General features: G+C 66.1%; 15 protein-coding genes and 1 pseudogene. 11 read left to right on the plus strand and 5 right to left on the minus strand.

Annotated elements, in window-relative coordinates; all coding sequences use genetic code 11:
- The first annotated feature begins 80 nt into the window (after positions 1–80).
- From A6A05_RS09815 to A6A05_RS09825, 3 genes are read left to right on the plus strand one after another with little or no spacing between them, the layout of a single operon-like run.
- Entirely contained in the window at positions 81–824 is a 744-nt protein-coding gene (locus tag A6A05_RS09815) for a TlyA family RNA methyltransferase (RefSeq protein ID WP_425411940.1), read from the plus strand.
- Between the two features lie 3 nt (positions 825–827).
- Complete coding sequence (locus A6A05_RS09820; RefSeq protein WP_068499970.1) at positions 828–1,319, plus strand: SOS response-associated peptidase; 492 nt, start codon at positions 828–830, stop codon at positions 1,317–1,319.
- Positions 1,320–1,341: 22 nt separating this feature from the next.
- Positions 1,342–1,680, plus strand: a complete 339-nt coding sequence (locus tag A6A05_RS09825) for a DUF423 domain-containing protein (RefSeq protein ID WP_068499973.1) — start codon at positions 1,342–1,344, stop codon at positions 1,678–1,680.
- A gap of 151 nt (positions 1,681–1,831) precedes the next feature.
- Here A6A05_RS09825 and A6A05_RS09830 read toward each other — a convergent pair whose 3' ends face one another.
- Positions 1,832–2,362 (minus strand): SixA phosphatase family protein, encoded by a 531-nt coding sequence (locus A6A05_RS09830; protein ID WP_068500013.1) that lies wholly within the window; start codon positions 2,360–2,362, stop codon positions 1,832–1,834.
- A gap of 86 nt (positions 2,363–2,448) precedes the next feature.
- Here A6A05_RS09830 and A6A05_RS09835 point away from each other — a divergent pair, with 86 nt between their 5' ends.
- From A6A05_RS09835 to A6A05_RS09845, 3 genes are all read left to right on the plus strand, one after another.
- Positions 2,449–4,593: an RNA degradosome polyphosphate kinase gene (locus A6A05_RS09835; RefSeq protein WP_068499976.1), complete on the plus strand. Its 2,145-nt coding sequence runs from the start codon at positions 2,449–2,451 to the stop codon at positions 4,591–4,593.
- 7 nt (positions 4,594–4,600) lie between these two features.
- Entirely contained in the window at positions 4,601–6,091 is a 1,491-nt protein-coding gene (locus tag A6A05_RS09840) for a Ppx/GppA family phosphatase (RefSeq protein ID WP_068499978.1), read from the plus strand.
- A 144-nt stretch (positions 6,092–6,235) separates the two neighbouring features.
- Entirely contained in the window at positions 6,236–7,759 is a 1,524-nt protein-coding gene (locus A6A05_RS09845; RefSeq protein WP_068499981.1) for a helicase HerA domain-containing protein, read from the plus strand.
- A 249-nt stretch (positions 7,760–8,008) separates the two neighbouring features.
- Here the strand turns inward: A6A05_RS09845 and A6A05_RS21310 are convergent, their stop codons facing one another.
- The gene (locus tag A6A05_RS21310; protein ID WP_068499985.1) at positions 8,009–8,482 is read right to left on the minus strand and encodes a hypothetical protein; all 474 of its coding nucleotides are present in this window, start codon (positions 8,480–8,482) and stop codon (positions 8,009–8,011) included.
- Positions 8,483–8,587: 105 nt separating this feature from the next.
- Between A6A05_RS21310 and A6A05_RS09855 the strand changes: the two genes are divergently transcribed.
- A complete protein-coding gene (locus A6A05_RS09855; protein ID WP_068499986.1) occupies positions 8,588–9,379 on the plus strand; it encodes a flagellin N-terminal helical domain-containing protein in 792 nt (263 codons plus the stop codon).
- Between the two features lie 7 nt (positions 9,380–9,386).
- The gene (locus A6A05_RS09860; protein WP_082910850.1) at positions 9,387–9,752 is read left to right on the plus strand and encodes a flagellar biosynthesis regulator FlaF; all 366 of its coding nucleotides are present in this window, start codon (positions 9,387–9,389) and stop codon (positions 9,750–9,752) included.
- A 101-nt stretch (positions 9,753–9,853) separates the two neighbouring features.
- Here the strand turns inward: A6A05_RS09860 and A6A05_RS09865 are convergent, their stop codons facing one another.
- Positions 9,854–11,176, minus strand: a complete 1,323-nt coding sequence (locus tag A6A05_RS09865) for an Lcl C-terminal domain-containing protein (RefSeq protein WP_068499991.1) — start codon at positions 11,174–11,176, stop codon at positions 9,854–9,856.
- Between the two features lie 329 nt (positions 11,177–11,505).
- Here A6A05_RS09865 and A6A05_RS09870 point away from each other — a divergent pair, with 329 nt between their 5' ends.
- Entirely contained in the window at positions 11,506–11,901 is a 396-nt protein-coding gene (locus A6A05_RS09870; RefSeq protein WP_068499994.1) for a bacteriohemerythrin, read from the plus strand.
- Here the strand turns inward: A6A05_RS09870 and A6A05_RS09875 are convergent.
- A complete protein-coding gene (locus A6A05_RS09875) occupies positions 11,889–13,652 on the minus strand; it encodes an aminopeptidase P family protein (protein ID WP_068499997.1) in 1,764 nt (587 codons plus the stop codon). The two genes, A6A05_RS09870 and A6A05_RS09875, sit on opposite strands and share 13 nt — an antisense overlap.
- 250 nt (positions 13,653–13,902) lie before the next feature.
- Between A6A05_RS09875 and A6A05_RS09885 the strand changes: the two genes are divergently transcribed.
- Positions 13,903–14,208, plus strand: coding sequence for a type II toxin-antitoxin system MqsR family toxin (locus A6A05_RS09885; protein ID WP_068500003.1), 306 nt, complete (start codon positions 13,903–13,905; stop codon positions 14,206–14,208).
- 2 nt (positions 14,209–14,210) lie between these two features.
- Complete coding sequence (locus tag A6A05_RS09890) at positions 14,211–14,633, plus strand: type II toxin-antitoxin system MqsA family antitoxin (protein WP_245644257.1); 423 nt, start codon at positions 14,211–14,213, stop codon at positions 14,631–14,633.
- A gap of 144 nt (positions 14,634–14,777) precedes the next feature.
- Here the strand turns inward: A6A05_RS09890 and A6A05_RS20820 are convergent.
- Positions 14,778–14,888, minus strand: a pseudogene (locus A6A05_RS20820) (IS5/IS1182 family transposase); the annotation flags it as partial.

Raw genomic sequence — 14,888 nt, forward strand, 5'->3', positions numbered from 1 at the left:
CCTGCATTGATGTTTTTTCCATTCTCAATGAACCTATCGGCAATTGCCATAGGCGTTTTTCGAACAGGGGCATGAACACGGTGGGCGCAAAGCTTCGCATTGATCAATTACTGGTTGATCGCGGTCTGGTCGAAAGCCGGGCGCGCGCCCAGGCGATGATCATGGCCGGGCTGGTGGTGGTGGCCGGCAAGAGGATCGACAAGGCCGGGACAACGGTCGCCCTGGACGCCGCCATTGATCTGAAGGGCCAGGACCATCCGTGGGTGTCGCGCGGCGGGCTGAAGCTGGTCGAGGCGCTGGACCGCTTCGCCATCGACCCGACCGGGCTGGTGGCCATCGATGTCGGCGCCTCGACCGGCGGCTTCACCGACGTCTTGCTGACCCGGGGCGCGGCCAAGGTCTATGCCGTCGATGTCGGCCACGGGCAATTGGCGTGGAAGCTGCGATCCGACCAGCGCGTGGTGGTGCTGGAACGGACCAACGCCCGTCACTTGACGCACGAACAGATCCCCGATCCGGCCGGCATGGTGGTGTGCGACGCCAGCTTCATCGGGCTGGAAACGGTGCTGCCGGCGGCGCTGGCTCTGGCGGCGCCCGGTGCCTTCCTGGTGGCCCTGATCAAGCCGCAATTCGAGGTCGGCAAGGGCCGGGTCGGCAAGGGCGGCGTGGTGCGCGAGCCCGAACTGCATGCCGAGGTGTGCGAGCGCATCACCGCCTGGCTGGCTGGCTTGCCCGGCTGGTCGGTGGTGGGCTTGTGCGAAAGCCCGATCACCGGCCCCGAGGGCAACAAGGAATTCCTGATCGTCGGGCGCAAAGAGGGATAACCGATGTGCTCGCGCTTCCAGCAATTGGGCCGTCGGGTCAATCCCACCGATTTCGCCACGATTCTGTTGGCCGGCGGCGACGGTCGGATGCGCTGGGGCCTGACGGTCGACTGGGACCGTCGGCCGCTGATCAACGCGCGGGCCGAGACGCTGGGCCAAAAACCGACCTTTCGCCGCCTGCTGGGCAACCGCCTGGTGATCCCCGCCGATCTGTGGTGGGAATGGCGGGACGCAAGGCGCTATCGCCTGGGGTTGGACAGCGGTCTTGCCATGGGGTTTGCCGGCCTGTTCGACGGCGAATGCTTCACCATCGTCACCCGCCCGGCGCTGTCTGCGCTGGCGGCCATTCACGACCGGATGCCGGTGGTCCTAGGCGAAAAGGCCCAGGCCGATTGGCTGGCCGGCGGCGACGTGGCGACGCTTCTGGCTCAGCCCGATTTGGCGTATCGTGCCGATGCCTGCGATCCAGTGCCGGCCCAGGGAGAGTTGTTCTGACTTTTTAGGGGGGGAGACGGTCATGCGCCTGTGGATCATCCTGGCCGGCTTGAACGGGCTGATGGGGGTGGCGATGTCCGCCCTTGGCGCCCATGCATTCCCCGGCAACCTGACGGCCCAGGGCTGGGCCAGCCTGGGCGCCCAGTTCCAACTGATTCACGCCGTGGCCCTGCTGGCCGGCGAACGGATGGCCTGGTCGGTCTTGCTGTTCAATCTGGGGATCGCGGCCTTTTGCGGATCGCTGTACCTGAAGGCCTTCGGGCTGGCCGACTGGCTGCCCGGCCTGGTCACCCCGGCCGGCGGGATGTGCCTGATGGCCGGATGGCTGACCATGGCTGTCTACGGACTGAAGAAACGCTGATCTGGGGCGCGGGGAAAAGTCCCTCGGCTTCGCCTCGGTGTACTTTTCCCCGATTTTGGCGCGGCAAATCCGTGCTCAAGCAAGCTTTCCGCGCGGATTTTGTCTTTGTTCCGCCCTGCGGCGAGCGAAGGCTCGCCGCAGGGCCGCCGAACTATTCGTCGTCGTCGCCGCCCAGATCCTTGGGGCGGACGAAGGCCGACAGGCGGCAGGTGCCGGCCTGCAATTCGGCCCAGTGCTTGATCGGGCTGTCCAGCACCGCCAACGTGCAGGTCGGGTACTTGGTCTTCAGCAGGGTCACCGCGCCTTGCTCGCCATGGCCGTCGCACAAGGAATCGGCCAGTTTCCCGATGCCTGGGTTGTGGCCGATCACCATCACCGAGTCCAGATGGTCGTCCAGCTTGCGCAGGCGGGCCATCAAATCGTGGCGGCTGGCCAGGTAAAGCCCTTCCTCGATGCTGGCCGGCACGCCTTCCAGCAGCGGCTCGATCAGGGCCAGCGTCTCTTGGGTGCGCTTGGCGGCCGAACACAGGATTTCCGCCGGGCGCAGGCCGGCCTCGGCCAGGTGGCGGGCCATCAGGCGGGCGGCCTTGCGGCCGCGGCTGTTCAGGGGGCGGTCGAAATCCGCCAGGCCGGCATCACCCCAGCTGGACTTGGCGTGGCGCAATAAATAGATGCGTCTCATTTCCGTCATCCTCGCGCTCATGACAGTTCCCCGGGAAGGATATATAAAGGGAGGACCGGACGCCACGCCCCTGGGGAGAAAATGTCGTGACGCATCAGCAGAACGTTGACCAGCCTGTGATCGACATCCAGTCCAAGGACCGTTTCATCAATCGCGAGCTGTCATGGCTGGCCTTTAATTTGCGTGTCATCGAAGAGGCCCTCAACAAGCATCATCCCTTGCTCGAGCGGCTGCGCTTCCTGTCGATTTCGGCCTCGAACCTGGACGAGTTCTACATGGTCCGCGTCGCCGGCCTGAAGGGCCAGGTCGAGGCCGGGGTGATGACCACCTCGGAAGACGGGCTGACCCCGGCCCAGCAATTGGTGGCCATCAACGGCAAGGCCACCGACCTGTTGCACGCGCAAAAAGCCTGCTGGCGCGAATTGCGGACCGAGCTGCGCGAGGCCGGCATCGCCGTGGTCGAGCCGTCCGAACTGTCCAAGTCCGACATGCGCTGGCTGGACAGCCGGTTCATGGAAACCATCTTCCCGGTCCTGACCCCCTTGGCCATCGACCCGGCCCACCCGTTCCCGTTCATCCCCAATGCCGGCATCGCCCTGGTGCTGCACCTGTTCCGCTTGGATGACGGCGAGGTGCTGCGCGCCCTGGTGCCGCTGCCGCACCAGTTGGCGCGCTTCATCCGCCTGCCGGGCGAGGCGATCCGCTTCCTGCCGCTGGAAACCCTGGTGATCTTGTTTATCGAGCGGCTGTTTCCTGGCTTTCGCATGGAAGGCCAGGGCATGTTCCGGGTCATCCGCGATTCGGAAATGGACATCGACGAGGAAGCCGAGGATCTGGTCCGCGTGTTCGAGACGGCGCTGAAGCGCCGCCGCCGCGGCGAGGTGATCCGCCTGACCTTCAATTCCGGCATTTCCGAGGAACTGAAGAAACTGGTGATCGCCGAGGCCGACGCCAACGAAGGCGACGTCTACGAATTCGACGAACTGATCGGTCTGGTCGATACCAAGCAATTGATCGTCGACGAGCGGCCCGATCTGCTGTTCCCGCCCTACAACGCCCGCTTCCCCGAGCGCATCCGCGATTTCGGCGGCGATTGCTTCGGGGCCATCCGCAAGAAGGACATCGTCGTCCACCACCCGTTCGAAAGCTTCGACGTGGTGGTGCAGTTCCTGCGTCAGGCGGCGCGCGACCCCAACGTGGTGGCGATCAAGCAGACCCTTTATCGCACCTCGAAGGACAGCCCGATCGTCAAGGCGCTGATCGAGGCGGCCGAGGCCGGCAAGTCGGTGACCTGCATGGTCGAGCTGAAGGCCCGCTTCGATGAAGAGGCCAACATCCGCTGGGCCCGCGACCTGGAACGGGCCGGCGCCAACGTGGTGTTCGGCTTCCTGGAACTGAAGACCCACGCCAAGATCAGCCTGGTGGTGCGGCGCGAGGGTGGCGGGCTGGTGTCCTATGTCCATTACGGCACCGGCAACTACCACCCGATCACCGCCAAGGTCTATACCGACCTGTCCTTCTTCACCTGCGATCCGCAGCTGACGCTGGATGCCGCCAAGGCCTTCAACTACATGTCGGGCTATGCCATCCCCGACAAGATGGAGAAGCTGTCGATCGCACCCTTGCATATCCGCAAGACCATCTTGTCCCTGATCGACACCGAGGTCGAGTTCGCCCGGGCCGGCAAGCCGGCGGCGATCTGGGCCAAGATGAACTCGCTGGTTGATCCCAAGCTGATCGACGCCCTGTACCTGGCCAGCCAGGCGGGGGTGGAAATCGATCTGGTCATCCGCGGCATCTGCTGCCTGCGCCCGGGCGTGCCCGGCCTGTCCGACAATATCCGGGTCCGCTCGATCGTCGGGCGCTTCCTGGAACATTCGCGCATCATGGTGTTCGGCAATGGCGGCCGGCTGCCCAACCGCCAGGCCCGCATCTTCATCTCGTCGGCCGACTGGATGCAGCGCAACATGGACTGGCGGGTCGAGACCTTCGTCCCCATCGAGAACTCGACCGTGCACCGCCAGATCCTGGACCAAATCATGGTCGCCAACCTGAAGGACGTGGCGCAAAGTTGGATGCTGCAACCCGACGGCACCTACAAGCGGGTGTCGCCCGACGGGTCCGGCTTCTCGGCCCACACCTATTTCATGACCAATCCCAGCCTGTCGGGGCGCGGCAGTGCTCAGGAAAAGGGGCGCAAACCCAAGCTGATCGTCGATCCGGGTAAATGAGCCGGCTATGAAGATCAGGCGCAAGCAAGAGCCGGTGGGAATCATCGATATCGGCTCGAATTCCATTCGTTTGTGCGTCTATGACGGCGCCGCCCGCGTGCCGGTGCCGTTGTTCAATGAAAAGGCGGTGTGCGCCCTGGGCCTGGGTCTGGGCAAGACCGGGCGGCTGAACGCCGAAGGGGTCGAGCAGGCGATGGCGGCGGTCGGCCGCTTCGTCGCCCTGTCGCGGGCGATGGAGGTCGAGTGGCTGGACATCCTGGCCACCGCGGCGGTGCGTGACGCCAACGACGGGGCCGAGTTCGTCCGCCGCCTGGAAGCCACCTATGATGTCGAGGTCAAGGTGCTGTCGGGCGGGCAAGAGGCGCGGCTGGCGGCCATGGGGGTGATGTGCGGCATCCCCGACGCCGACGGGGTGGTGGCCGATCTGGGCGGCGGCTCGCTGGAACTGGTGACCATCAAGGGCGGCGATGTCGGCAAGCACGTCACCATGCCGCTGGGCGTGCTGCGCATGGCCGAGGCGGCCGGCGACGACCGCGACAAGGCGTCCGAGCTGATCGAGAAGCACCTGAAGAAGGTCAAGTGGCTGGCCGGCGGCAAGGGGCGGGCTTTGTACGCCGTCGGCGGCGCCTGGCGCGCCATCGCGCGGATCTGCATCAGCCAGACCCATCATCCGCTGACCGTGCTCGACACCTTTTCGCTCGAGCCGCGCGAGGCGCTGCGCATCATCGATCTGGTCGCCACCCAAAGCCGCAAGTCGATGGAAAAGGTGCCGGGCGTGTCGAAGAAGCGCTTGGCGGCGCTGCCGCTGGCCGCGCTTTTGCTGGACCACATCATCCGGGCGACGTCACCGTCGCGGCTGGTCTTCTCGATCTACGGCATGCGCGAGGGGCAGTTCTTCAAGCGCCTGCCGGAACGGCTCAAGGTCCAGGACCCGCTGATCTCGGTGTGCCGCAACCTGGCGCTGATGAATGCCCGCTTCCCGGAACATGGCGACGAGCTGATGAGCTGGACCGGCGCGCTGTTCCCCGAAGACGGCCCCCGGGAATCCAAGCTGCGCCATGCCGCCTGTCTGGCGTCGGACATCTTCTGGAACGAGCATCCCGACTACCGGGCGGAACAGGCCTTCCTGAAGGTGCTGCGCCTGCCCTTCATGGGGGTGCCGCACCGCGACCGCGTCGCCTTGGCCTACACCATCCTGGTGCGCTACCAGGGCGCCGACGACGGCCCGCACGGCGAAATGGCGGTGCAGATGCTGGACGAGGCCGAACTGCGCCGCTGCCGGCTCGCCGGGCTGGCGCTGCGTCTGGCCCATACCGTGTCGGGCGGCGCGCCCAATCTGTTGAAGCAGACCCGCCTGATCGCCGACAAGGGCGAGCTGGTCCTTGAGGTGCCGCCCGGTCATCCGGCCGCCTTGCTGGAAAACGATCGCACCTTCGACCGGCTGGCCCGGGCGATGGATTGCGAGCGGCTGGTGCTGCGCCGGGGAAACGGCGCTTGACTCTGCCCCATGCATGGTGAGAGTCGGCCGCCAACTTCCGTTATTCGTCATGGCCGGGCTTGACCCGGCCATCCACGTTCTCGGCCGGTGGATGCCCGGATCAAGTCCGGGCATGAAGCGCCTAGAGGAACCTCGGAGAGAGGCATGACCGTAGCCATCGAGATGGGGAGCACGCAAGGCGGTCAGCCGGCGACCCTGGATCTTGAGGAATTGCTGGCGACCCGCCTGCTGGTGCAGGGCAATTCCGGGTCCGGCAAGTCGCATCTGCTGCGTCGCCTGATCGAGCAAAGTGCAAGGTGGGTCCAGCAGGCGGTGGTCGATCCCGAAGGCGATTTCGTCACCCTGGCCGAGAGCTACGGCCATGTGGTGGTCGATGCCGCCGCCCACACCGAAGCCGCCCTGCAGCAGGTCGCCGCCCGGGTGCGCCAGCACCGCGTCTCGGTGGTGCTAAACCTGGAAAATCTGGAAACCGAACGGCAGATGCGCCATGCGGCGGCCTTCCTGGGCGGCCTGTTCGATGTCGAGCGCGATTACTGGTTTCCCATGCTGGTGGTGGTCGATGAAGCGCAATTGTTCGCGCCCGCTGCCGCCGGCGAGGTGTCGGACGAGGCGCGCAAGGCCAGTCTGGGCGCCATGACCAACCTGATGTGCCGCGGCCGCAAGCGCGGCCTGGCCGGCATCATCGCCACCCAGCGCCTGGCCAAGCTGGCCAAGAACGTCGCAGCCGAGGCCTCGAACTTCCTGATGGGGCGGACCTTCCTGGATATCGACATGGCGCGCGCCGCCGATCTTCTGGGCATGGAACGCCGCCAGGCCGAGATGTTCCGCGACCTGGCGCGCGGCCATTTCGTCGCCCTTGGGCCGGCCTTGGCGCGCCGCCCGCTCGCCATCCGCATCGGCGACGTCGAAACCAACGGCCGGGCCGGCAACGCCCGCCTGCTGCCGCTGCCCGAGACCCAGCCCGGCGACGCCCGCGACCTGATCTTGAAGGCCGGCGCCTTCGAGCCGGCGCGAGCCCCCCTGGTACGCCCGACCGCCGCCGACACCGCCCAATTGCTGGCCGAACTGGCGGCGGCCCGGCCGCAGCCATCGCCCGGCCAGGCCCTGGTCGAGGCCGCCCTGTCGGCGCCGCCGCCGCCGCCGCGCCCGGTGCCGCCCAAGGTCGAGCTGGACGTGGTCCTTCGCGAGGTGCTGTCCGACGAGGGCGCCCTGTTCCGCTCGGTGGCGCAGATCTACCAGGATTTCCTGGTCCGCTGCCGCAGCCACGGCCTGAACGGGCGGACCCTGGACATGGCGGCCTTCCGCCGCCGTTTGGCGGTGGCCCGGGCCGGCCTGGCCGACCAGCCGGTTTCGGACGACCCCGAATGGGCCAGGGCCGAGAACCTGGCCGAGGCGATGGGCGAGGATATCGAGCCGGTCTTCCTGCTGCTGGCCCGCGCCGCCCTGGATCAGGCGGCCTGCCCGTCGAATGCCGCCATCGCCCGGGCGCGCGGCTCGCACAGTGCCCGGCGGGCCTTGGCGGTGCTGGAACACATGGAAAGCCGGGGGCTGATCGCCACCACCACCGACGCCTGGGGGGCGCGGATCATTCAGATTCCGTCCTTGGGGTGGCAGACCGCGCCGGGCAATCCCGATGCCGGCGAAGATGGCGACATCGTCGCTAGTTAGTTCCTCGGGGAAAAGTCCTTCGCTTCGCTCAGTGTACTTTTCCCCGATGATTTAAAAGGAGAAAAATAGGCTTGGGGCGGCCCTGCGCCTATTTTTCATGTTTGACGGCCGCCATGAGGCGAGCCGCGCTCGCCTCATGGCGGGAAAACAAACCAATCCCGCGCGGAAAGCTTGCTTGAGCACGGGGTTTCCAAACAAAATCGGGGGAAAGTACACCGAGGCGAAGCCGAGGGACTTTTTCCCGGACAACTAATTAGTGGGTTTCTCGACCCGCTGATAGACTCGGCCGTCCCAGCGCAGCAACTGGGTGCCGGTGTCGATGGTCCGCCAGCCGCCGATGATTTCGGTGGTGGCGAACAAGGTTTCGTCGTCGCCCCACGACCAGCCGATGGCGTTCCACCCCTTCCTGGTCCAGTTGGCGACCAGGAACGGGCGGCCATGCTCGGCCTCCCACGCAGGGTCATCGACCATCAAGATCAACTCGGCCTTGCCGTCGCCATTCAGGTCGAAGCGGCCGGCGCGGACCTTGTCGAGGCCGAAGCCGTGTTCGCCGCCGGCGAGGTAGTGATCCTTCCAATAGGTCTTCAGCGCGCTTTCCACTTCCCACGGCTGCGCCGCCGAAATCGGCATCATCGGAATCTGCGCGGCCGGGGGCGGCACCTCGTCGGCAAGCGACGGCGTGGCGAGAAGCATCAGGATCAGGGCGGCAAGGGGGGTACGCATGACGGGGCGGAGGATAGAAACAAGCCCGGCCGCCGTCAACGAAATGGCGCAAGGGCGGTGAAGGGTGTTATATTCGGCGAAACGTCTGAAGCAGGATTCGGCAGAATGCCCATCGATTCCGTGACTTTAAGCGCCAGCGCCCGCACCGGCCTCGCCTCGATCCAGCGGTCCAACGAACAATCCGCCGATCGCTCCCGCGCCCTGTCCTCGGGCCGGCGCATCAATTCCCCGCAGGACGACGCAGCCGCCTATCTGGCGGCCAAGGCCCTGACCGACAAGGCCAGCGACCTGGCCTCGGTCAAGGAACAGTCCGCCGGTGCGGTCTCGGCGGTCAGCGCCGCCTTGGACGGCACCCAGGCGGTGGGACGCCTGGTCAATCAGTTGCAAGGAATCGCCCTGTCCGCGCAAAGCACCGACAGCGCCGCCGAACGCGCCGCGTACGCCGAGCAATACAACGTCGTGCGCGACCAGATCGGCGCGGTCATCCAGGATGCCAGCTACCAGGGCACCAGCCTGCTGGGCGGCGGCACCTCGATCTCGGCCGGTGACGTGACGGTGTCGGCCCAGAACGTCACTGTCGGCGGCCTGGGCCTGTCGGCGGTCGCCGCCGACGGCTCGAATTTCGGCGATGCGCTGCTGGCGGAACTGTCCTCGGCCACCACGACGTTGCGCCAGGCCCAGTCCAATCTGGGCAGTTCGGTCGCGGCACTGAACATCCAGGCCGGCAATGCCGACAATTTGCGCAACGTCGCCGCCGAGGCCGGCCTGAAGCTGTCCGAAGCCGACCTCAGGGAAGAGGCGGCGGGCCTGGCCGCCAGCCGAACCCGCCAGCAATTGTCCCAGGTCGGGCTGGGTATCAGCCGCGACCTGCAGAACTCGATCCTGTCGCTGTTCTGAACCTGCGATGCGGCAACCCGCGTCCCCCTATGGCGCCTATGAACGCATGCAGGCGACCGGCCTGAAGGGCCGGGCCGGCGAGGCGATGGCCTTCGTCAGGGCCGCCAACGCCCTGGAAGCGGCGTGCCGCGCCCCGGTCAGCCGGGCGATCCTGGACAATGCGCTGAAGCGGAACCAGAAGCTGTGGACCCTGGTGCAGATCGAGGTGACGGCACCCGACCATCCATTGCCGGCGCCCATTCGCGCCAATCTTTTGGACCTGTCGCGCTTCGTCGATCACCAGACCATCAAGGCCCTGTCCAGCGGCCGGCCCGACGACGCCCGCTGCCTGATCGAGATCGACCGCGAGATCGCCGCCGGGCTGATGGCTTAGCTTTTTGATTGCCCCTTTGCCTGAGCGCGGCCATCCGGCCGCTTGGCCGCGCCCTCAATGGGCGCTGGAGTAGCGCGCCTTAGATTAAAAAGCGCGCTCCTCTAGCCGCGCACGCAGCGGGCGGAATTGTAGATCCTGAGAACGTCGCCTTGCGGCCCGGCCCCGACCGGCAGGCGCGACTCGTCGCCCGATTTCGGGCTGGAACGCTGGGCTCCGGCGCCATGGACATCCAGCAGGCGGGGCGGGCCACTCGCGCGCGATGGCGGCCCACCCATCCCCGGCGGTCCCATCCCCGGCGGTCCCATCCCCGGCGGTCCCATCCCCGGCGGCCCCATTCCCATCCCCATTCCGGGCGGCCCCATTCCGGGCTGGCCCCCCATCCCCTGGGGGCCGCCCATGCCGATATTGCCCATGGCCTTGCCAAAGGCCAGGTAGACTGCGAAATCGCCCGGCTGGCGGCCGTCCAGATGCGAGGTCGAGCTCCAGAAATAGGGCCAGTTGCGGCTGCCGTCGGCCTCGGCGATGGCGCTGATGGCGAAGATCGGGTCGATCGCCGCTGAACCGGTGGCGTCGGGCGAGCGGGAATAATCGACGATCGAATGCAGTTCCTTGGCGCTGGGGAGGCGCCAGTCCGACTGGCCGGCCAAGTCCAGCCGATCGCAAAAGGCCAGTGCTCCGGCCCAGTCCAGGCGGCCGTGATCGTGGTTCATCCAGGTCAGGCCGGTGGCGCGGTCGGCCACCGTGCCGTTGCCGTTATCGACGAAGTCGTTCTTGCCATAGGCGGGGTTGCCGCGCACCCAGCGCCCGTACCATTGCCGGCCGCCCGGACCGCCATTTTGCGGATAGCCCTTGATGCGCCCATCGGCGAAATTGACCCCGAAGAAGGCGGCTTCGCCCCCCATCACCCGGCCGGTATATGCGGTCGAGGTGACGTATTGCGCGTCGATGAAGCGGCCCTGGCGGGGATATTCGAAGGTGAACGCACGGGTGTCGAGATAGGGGCGGGCGTCGGCCGGCACCTGGGAACTGGATGGCGGCGACGATCCGGTCGCGCCCGAGAAGTCGATCAGCGAATACAATTCCTTGATGGTCGGCACCCGCCAATCGGCGTGGCCGCCGACCCGGCTGGCGGCGGCCTTACCCGGCGCCTCGCCGAACGAGGTGCGCTCGAAGCCCTTCTGCCACATCAGGCCGGTGACCAGATCGCTGACCGTGCCGTCGCCGTTATCGCGGTAATGCGGCTGATTGCCGCGAACCTGGCCATCCTGGCCGAAGAACATGGCGCCGGCCGCCGGGCAAGACGACGCGCCGCGCGCATCGAAGCATCCGGTCTGACCGGTATCGACGATGGCATAAGGAAGGCTCTGGGCGGCGACCGGGCCGGCCACAGCCGTCATGATCACGGCAAGGAATAGCCGACGCATCGGACCCCCATCCGGAGAGAGGTAAACAAGCCGTCCGATCAGCCGAAATACAGAAGTCCCAGGATGGCGTTCACCGCGCCGGGTGTCATCGCAATCGCGATCTGCTTCAAGAACGTCGCCATGGCTTCCTCCATGCGTCTGCTTCATCAGCCATGACATGATGGCGCGGTTCTCCGGCGAATGGAAATGGCGCGAAATGGTTAAAAACCGGATATTAAGTAGGGCATTTTATACCTGGGGATGAGGCCGCGTGCGTATTTGAGGTTTTTCTTCCAAACTTAATCGAAAGTATATATTTTGCCGACCGTCGAACGAGGAAGGGCACAAGGATGCCGGTTTTGCAGTGGGATGACGGTCTGAATGTGGGGGTCGGCTTCATGGATGCCGACCATGTGGTGGCGGCCGAACAGATCAACGGATTGGCCGATGCGGCGGACGCCGCCCAGCGGGCGTCGTTGCTGGCGGCGTTCATCGACCATTGCCGCCACCATTTCGCCCGCGAGGAAGGCCTGATGGAAAAGACCGGGTTCTTCGCGCTGGGCTGTCATCGCGGCGAGCATCAGCGGGTGCTGAGCGAGTTGGCCGATGTGCAAGCCAAGCTGGCAGCCGGCGAGTCCGTGGACAGCTATTTCCGGGACGATCTGCCCAATTGGCTGATGATCCACCGCAACACCATGGATGCCATCACCGCCGAATTCGCCCGCTCGGCCGGTTACACCGAATAGGTGGCGGCGACCAGCCAGGCCTGCTCGGCCGGGTTCAGAAGCGGCGCCAGTTCCGCGGCGACGCGGGCATGATAGGCGTTGATCCAGGCGCGCTCGGCCGGCTCCAGCAGGCTGGGCTCGATCAGGGTGCGGTCGATTGGGGCCAGGGTCAGGGTGTCGAACCCCAGCAAGGGCTTTTCGCCGCCGGCCGGCATCGCCTGTTCGGTCACCACCACCAGGTTTTCGATGCGGATGCCGAAGGCGCCGGTTTTGTAATAGCCCGGCTCGTTGGACAAGATCATGCCCGGCATCAAGGCCACGGCGGCGTGGCCCTGCTTGCCGATACGCTGCGGACCTTCATGCACCGAAAGAAACGACCCGACGCCATGACCGGTGCCGTGGTCGTAATCCAATCCGGCCCGCCACAGATGCTGGCGGGCCAGGACGTCCAATTGCGGGCCGGTGGTCCCGGCCGGGAAGATCGCGCCGGCCAGGGCGATATGCCCTTTCAGGACCAGGGTGAAGGCCCGCCTTTGCTGGGCGTCGGCACCGCCGATGGCGATGGTGCGGGTGACGTCGGTGGTGCCGTCCAGATACTGGCCGCCGGAATCCAGCAGGAACAATTGCCCCGGCTCAAGCCGGCGATTGGTGGCGGGCGTGGAATGGTAATGGACGATGGCGCCGTTGGGCCCGGCGCCGGCGATGGTCGGGAAGGACGGGCCGCGATAAAGCTCGCCCTGGCGGCGAAAGCTCTCCAGCCGCTCGGCCGCGCCCAGTTCGTCGATATCCTCCTGCGCCGCCAGCCAGGCGAGGAAGCGGACGATGGCGGCACCGTCGCGACGATGGGCGGCGCGGCTGCCGGCCAGTTCCACCGTGTTCTTGCAGGCCCGGGGCAGGGCGCAGGGGTCGGGGCCGCGATCGATGGCGGCGCCGGCCAGGGCGGTCAGCACCGCCTGGGGGGCGAAGGTCTGGTCGATGCGGACCCGTCGGCCGGCGCGGCCCAGGGCGTTCAAGGCGCCGGCAAAGGCGGCCGGCGGCAAGATGGTGATACCGCTTCCCAGATGGGCCAAGGTGGCGGAATCGAAGCGGTCGGGTGCCAGGAACAGCTGCACCGAGGAATCGGCATGGGCGATGGCGAAGCCCAGCGCCAGCGGCACGAAATCGACGTCGGCACCGCGCAGGTTCAACAGCCAGGCCAGGGATGACGGGTCGGTCAGCACCACCGCGTCCAGCCGATCGGCGGCCAGCTGTGCCGCCAGTTCTGCCCGCTTGTCCTGGGCCGACTTGCCGGCATGAAGGATGTCGTGCGGCCGCACCGGGCTGGCCGGCGGGGCCGGGCGGTCGGCCCACACCGCGTCCAGCGGATTATCGGGACACGACACCAACTCGGCGCCGGCCTTCAGACAGGCGGCCCGCAACGCCTCGACCTGATCGACGGTGTGCAGCCACGGATCGAAGCCCAGCTTCTGCCCGGCGGCCAGGGCGTCGGCCACCCATTTCGGCGGAGGCTCGTCGATCAGGTGGCGGATTTCGAAGGCGGATTGATCGACCTCGTGGCGGACCTGCAGGGTGTAGCGGCCATCGACGAAGATGGCGGCGCGGCCTTGCAGCACCAAAGCCATGCCGGCCGAGCCGGTGAAGCCGGTCAAAAAGGTCAGGCGCCGGGCCGAAGGCGCGACATACTCGCCCTGATGCTCGTCGGCGCGCGGCACCACGAAGCCGTCCAGGCCCCGGGTTGCCAATTCCCGTCTTAAGTCAGCCAACGCGGTCATGGGCCATCCTCCTGTTTGCAGATATGGCCACAGGCAGGCGCGGTCGGCAATGGGGTGTTGGCGACGAAGGTCGATGCCATCCGCGCGCCCTTAGCGAACCCCATCCACCAAAAAAGCCCCGGGGCGAACCCCGGGGCTTTTTTTGCGGAGGGAGATGGGCTGGAAGAGAACCTTCTCTTGGTGTATTTCAATGCGTTAGCGGGACTTGCTGCGGCTTGATCCGACACCCATATGGTGGCATGATGCGGCGATGGAAAAGCGCCGGCCAACCTACGATCTCGATGCCGTCAAGGCCGCCCTCGGGTCGGTCGAGACGTTGGCGATCACGCGGACGGCCTATTCCGATGCCCTGTCGCTGGGGTTCAGCCGCTCCGGCATCGCGGCAGTGATCAACAGCATCCGGCGTCCGATGTTCTACAAGTCGATGACCACCTTTGCCGATCATCGGACATGGCAGGACGTCTACCATGTTCCGGCGGGTGATTTGGTCCTGTACGTAAAGTTCCAGGCCGACGTGGTGACCGAGTTTCGGGTGATGTCGTTCAAGGAGAAGTGACCGTGGCCACCAAGATCCCAGACTTGCCGCCAACCATGCCGTGCCCCGAGACGGGCCAGATGCTGACCCGCGATATCCGCCCGTTCACGGTGCGCTACAAGGGTGCCGAGATGGTGGTCGATCTGCCCGGCTATTATCCCGAGGGAGAGGGCGAGTCCGTGCATGTGGGCGCCGACATGGCCGCCGCCGACGCTGCGTTGCGGACGTTAAAGGAACAGGTGGACGGCGTGCCGTCGCCCGCCACCATCCGCCGCATCCGCACCAAGCTGCGCCTCAGCCAGCGAGCGGCGGGTGCGCTGTTCAAGGTCGGCCCCAGCGCCTTCGACAAGTACGAGCGCGCCATCGTGGAACCGAGTGGGCCGACGATCCAGTTGCTGAAGCTGCTGGACCAGCATCCGGAGTTGGTGGGGGAGTTGGGGGTGTAGGCGGGATTTAATGGACCCTGACCCCGTTTCTGCCGTGACTGAAAATCCGACTGCCGGGATGATGGTGTCAGTCATTTTTGTGCCTCACTTCTTTGAGCCAGTAAAATAGCAATATTCTTTAGAGTCCGTCCGCGAAGTTCCCTATTATTTCCTGTGCCTTGCGATTCTGCGCAGCATGAGGCGGATCATGGCCAGGCGCAGGAACGCCAGCGCCATTCTGGCGAGGTTCTCGAAGTCCTTGGCGAGGCGTCGGCA

This window comes from Magnetospirillum moscoviense, assembly GCF_001650635.1.
GTDB classification, from domain to species: Bacteria; Pseudomonadota; Alphaproteobacteria; order Rhodospirillales; family Magnetospirillaceae; genus Magnetospirillum; species Magnetospirillum moscoviense.

Bases quoted from the DNA above. Each gene is read 5' to 3' on its own strand.
- A6A05_RS09820 (WP_068499970.1), top strand. From the start codon at position 828: ATGTGCTCGCGCTTCCAGCAATTGGGCCGTCGGGTCAATCCCACCGAT.
- A6A05_RS09825 (WP_068499973.1), top strand. From the start codon at position 1,342: ATGCGCCTGTGGATCATCCTGGCCGGCTTGAACGGGCTGATGGGGGTG.
- A6A05_RS09830 (WP_068500013.1), bottom strand. From the start codon at position 2,362: ATGAGACGCATCTATTTATTGCGCCACGCCAAGTCCAGCTGGGGTGAT.
- A6A05_RS09840 (WP_068499978.1), top strand. From the start codon at position 4,601: ATGAAGATCAGGCGCAAGCAAGAGCCGGTGGGAATCATCGATATCGGC.
- A6A05_RS09845 (WP_068499981.1), top strand. From the start codon at position 6,236: ATGACCGTAGCCATCGAGATGGGGAGCACGCAAGGCGGTCAGCCGGCG.
- A6A05_RS21310 (WP_068499985.1), bottom strand. From the start codon at position 8,482: ATGCGTACCCCCCTTGCCGCCCTGATCCTGATGCTTCTCGCCACGCCG.
- A6A05_RS09855 (WP_068499986.1), top strand. From the start codon at position 8,588: ATGCCCATCGATTCCGTGACTTTAAGCGCCAGCGCCCGCACCGGCCTC.
- A6A05_RS09860 (WP_082910850.1), top strand. From the start codon at position 9,387: ATGCGGCAACCCGCGTCCCCCTATGGCGCCTATGAACGCATGCAGGCG.
- A6A05_RS09865 (WP_068499991.1), bottom strand. From the start codon at position 11,176: ATGCGTCGGCTATTCCTTGCCGTGATCATGACGGCTGTGGCCGGCCCG.
- A6A05_RS09870 (WP_068499994.1), top strand. From the start codon at position 11,506: ATGCCGGTTTTGCAGTGGGATGACGGTCTGAATGTGGGGGTCGGCTTC.
- A6A05_RS09875 (WP_068499997.1), bottom strand. From the start codon at position 13,652: ATGACCGCGTTGGCTGACTTAAGACGGGAATTGGCAACCCGGGGCCTG.
- A6A05_RS09885 (WP_068500003.1), top strand. From the start codon at position 13,903: ATGGAAAAGCGCCGGCCAACCTACGATCTCGATGCCGTCAAGGCCGCC.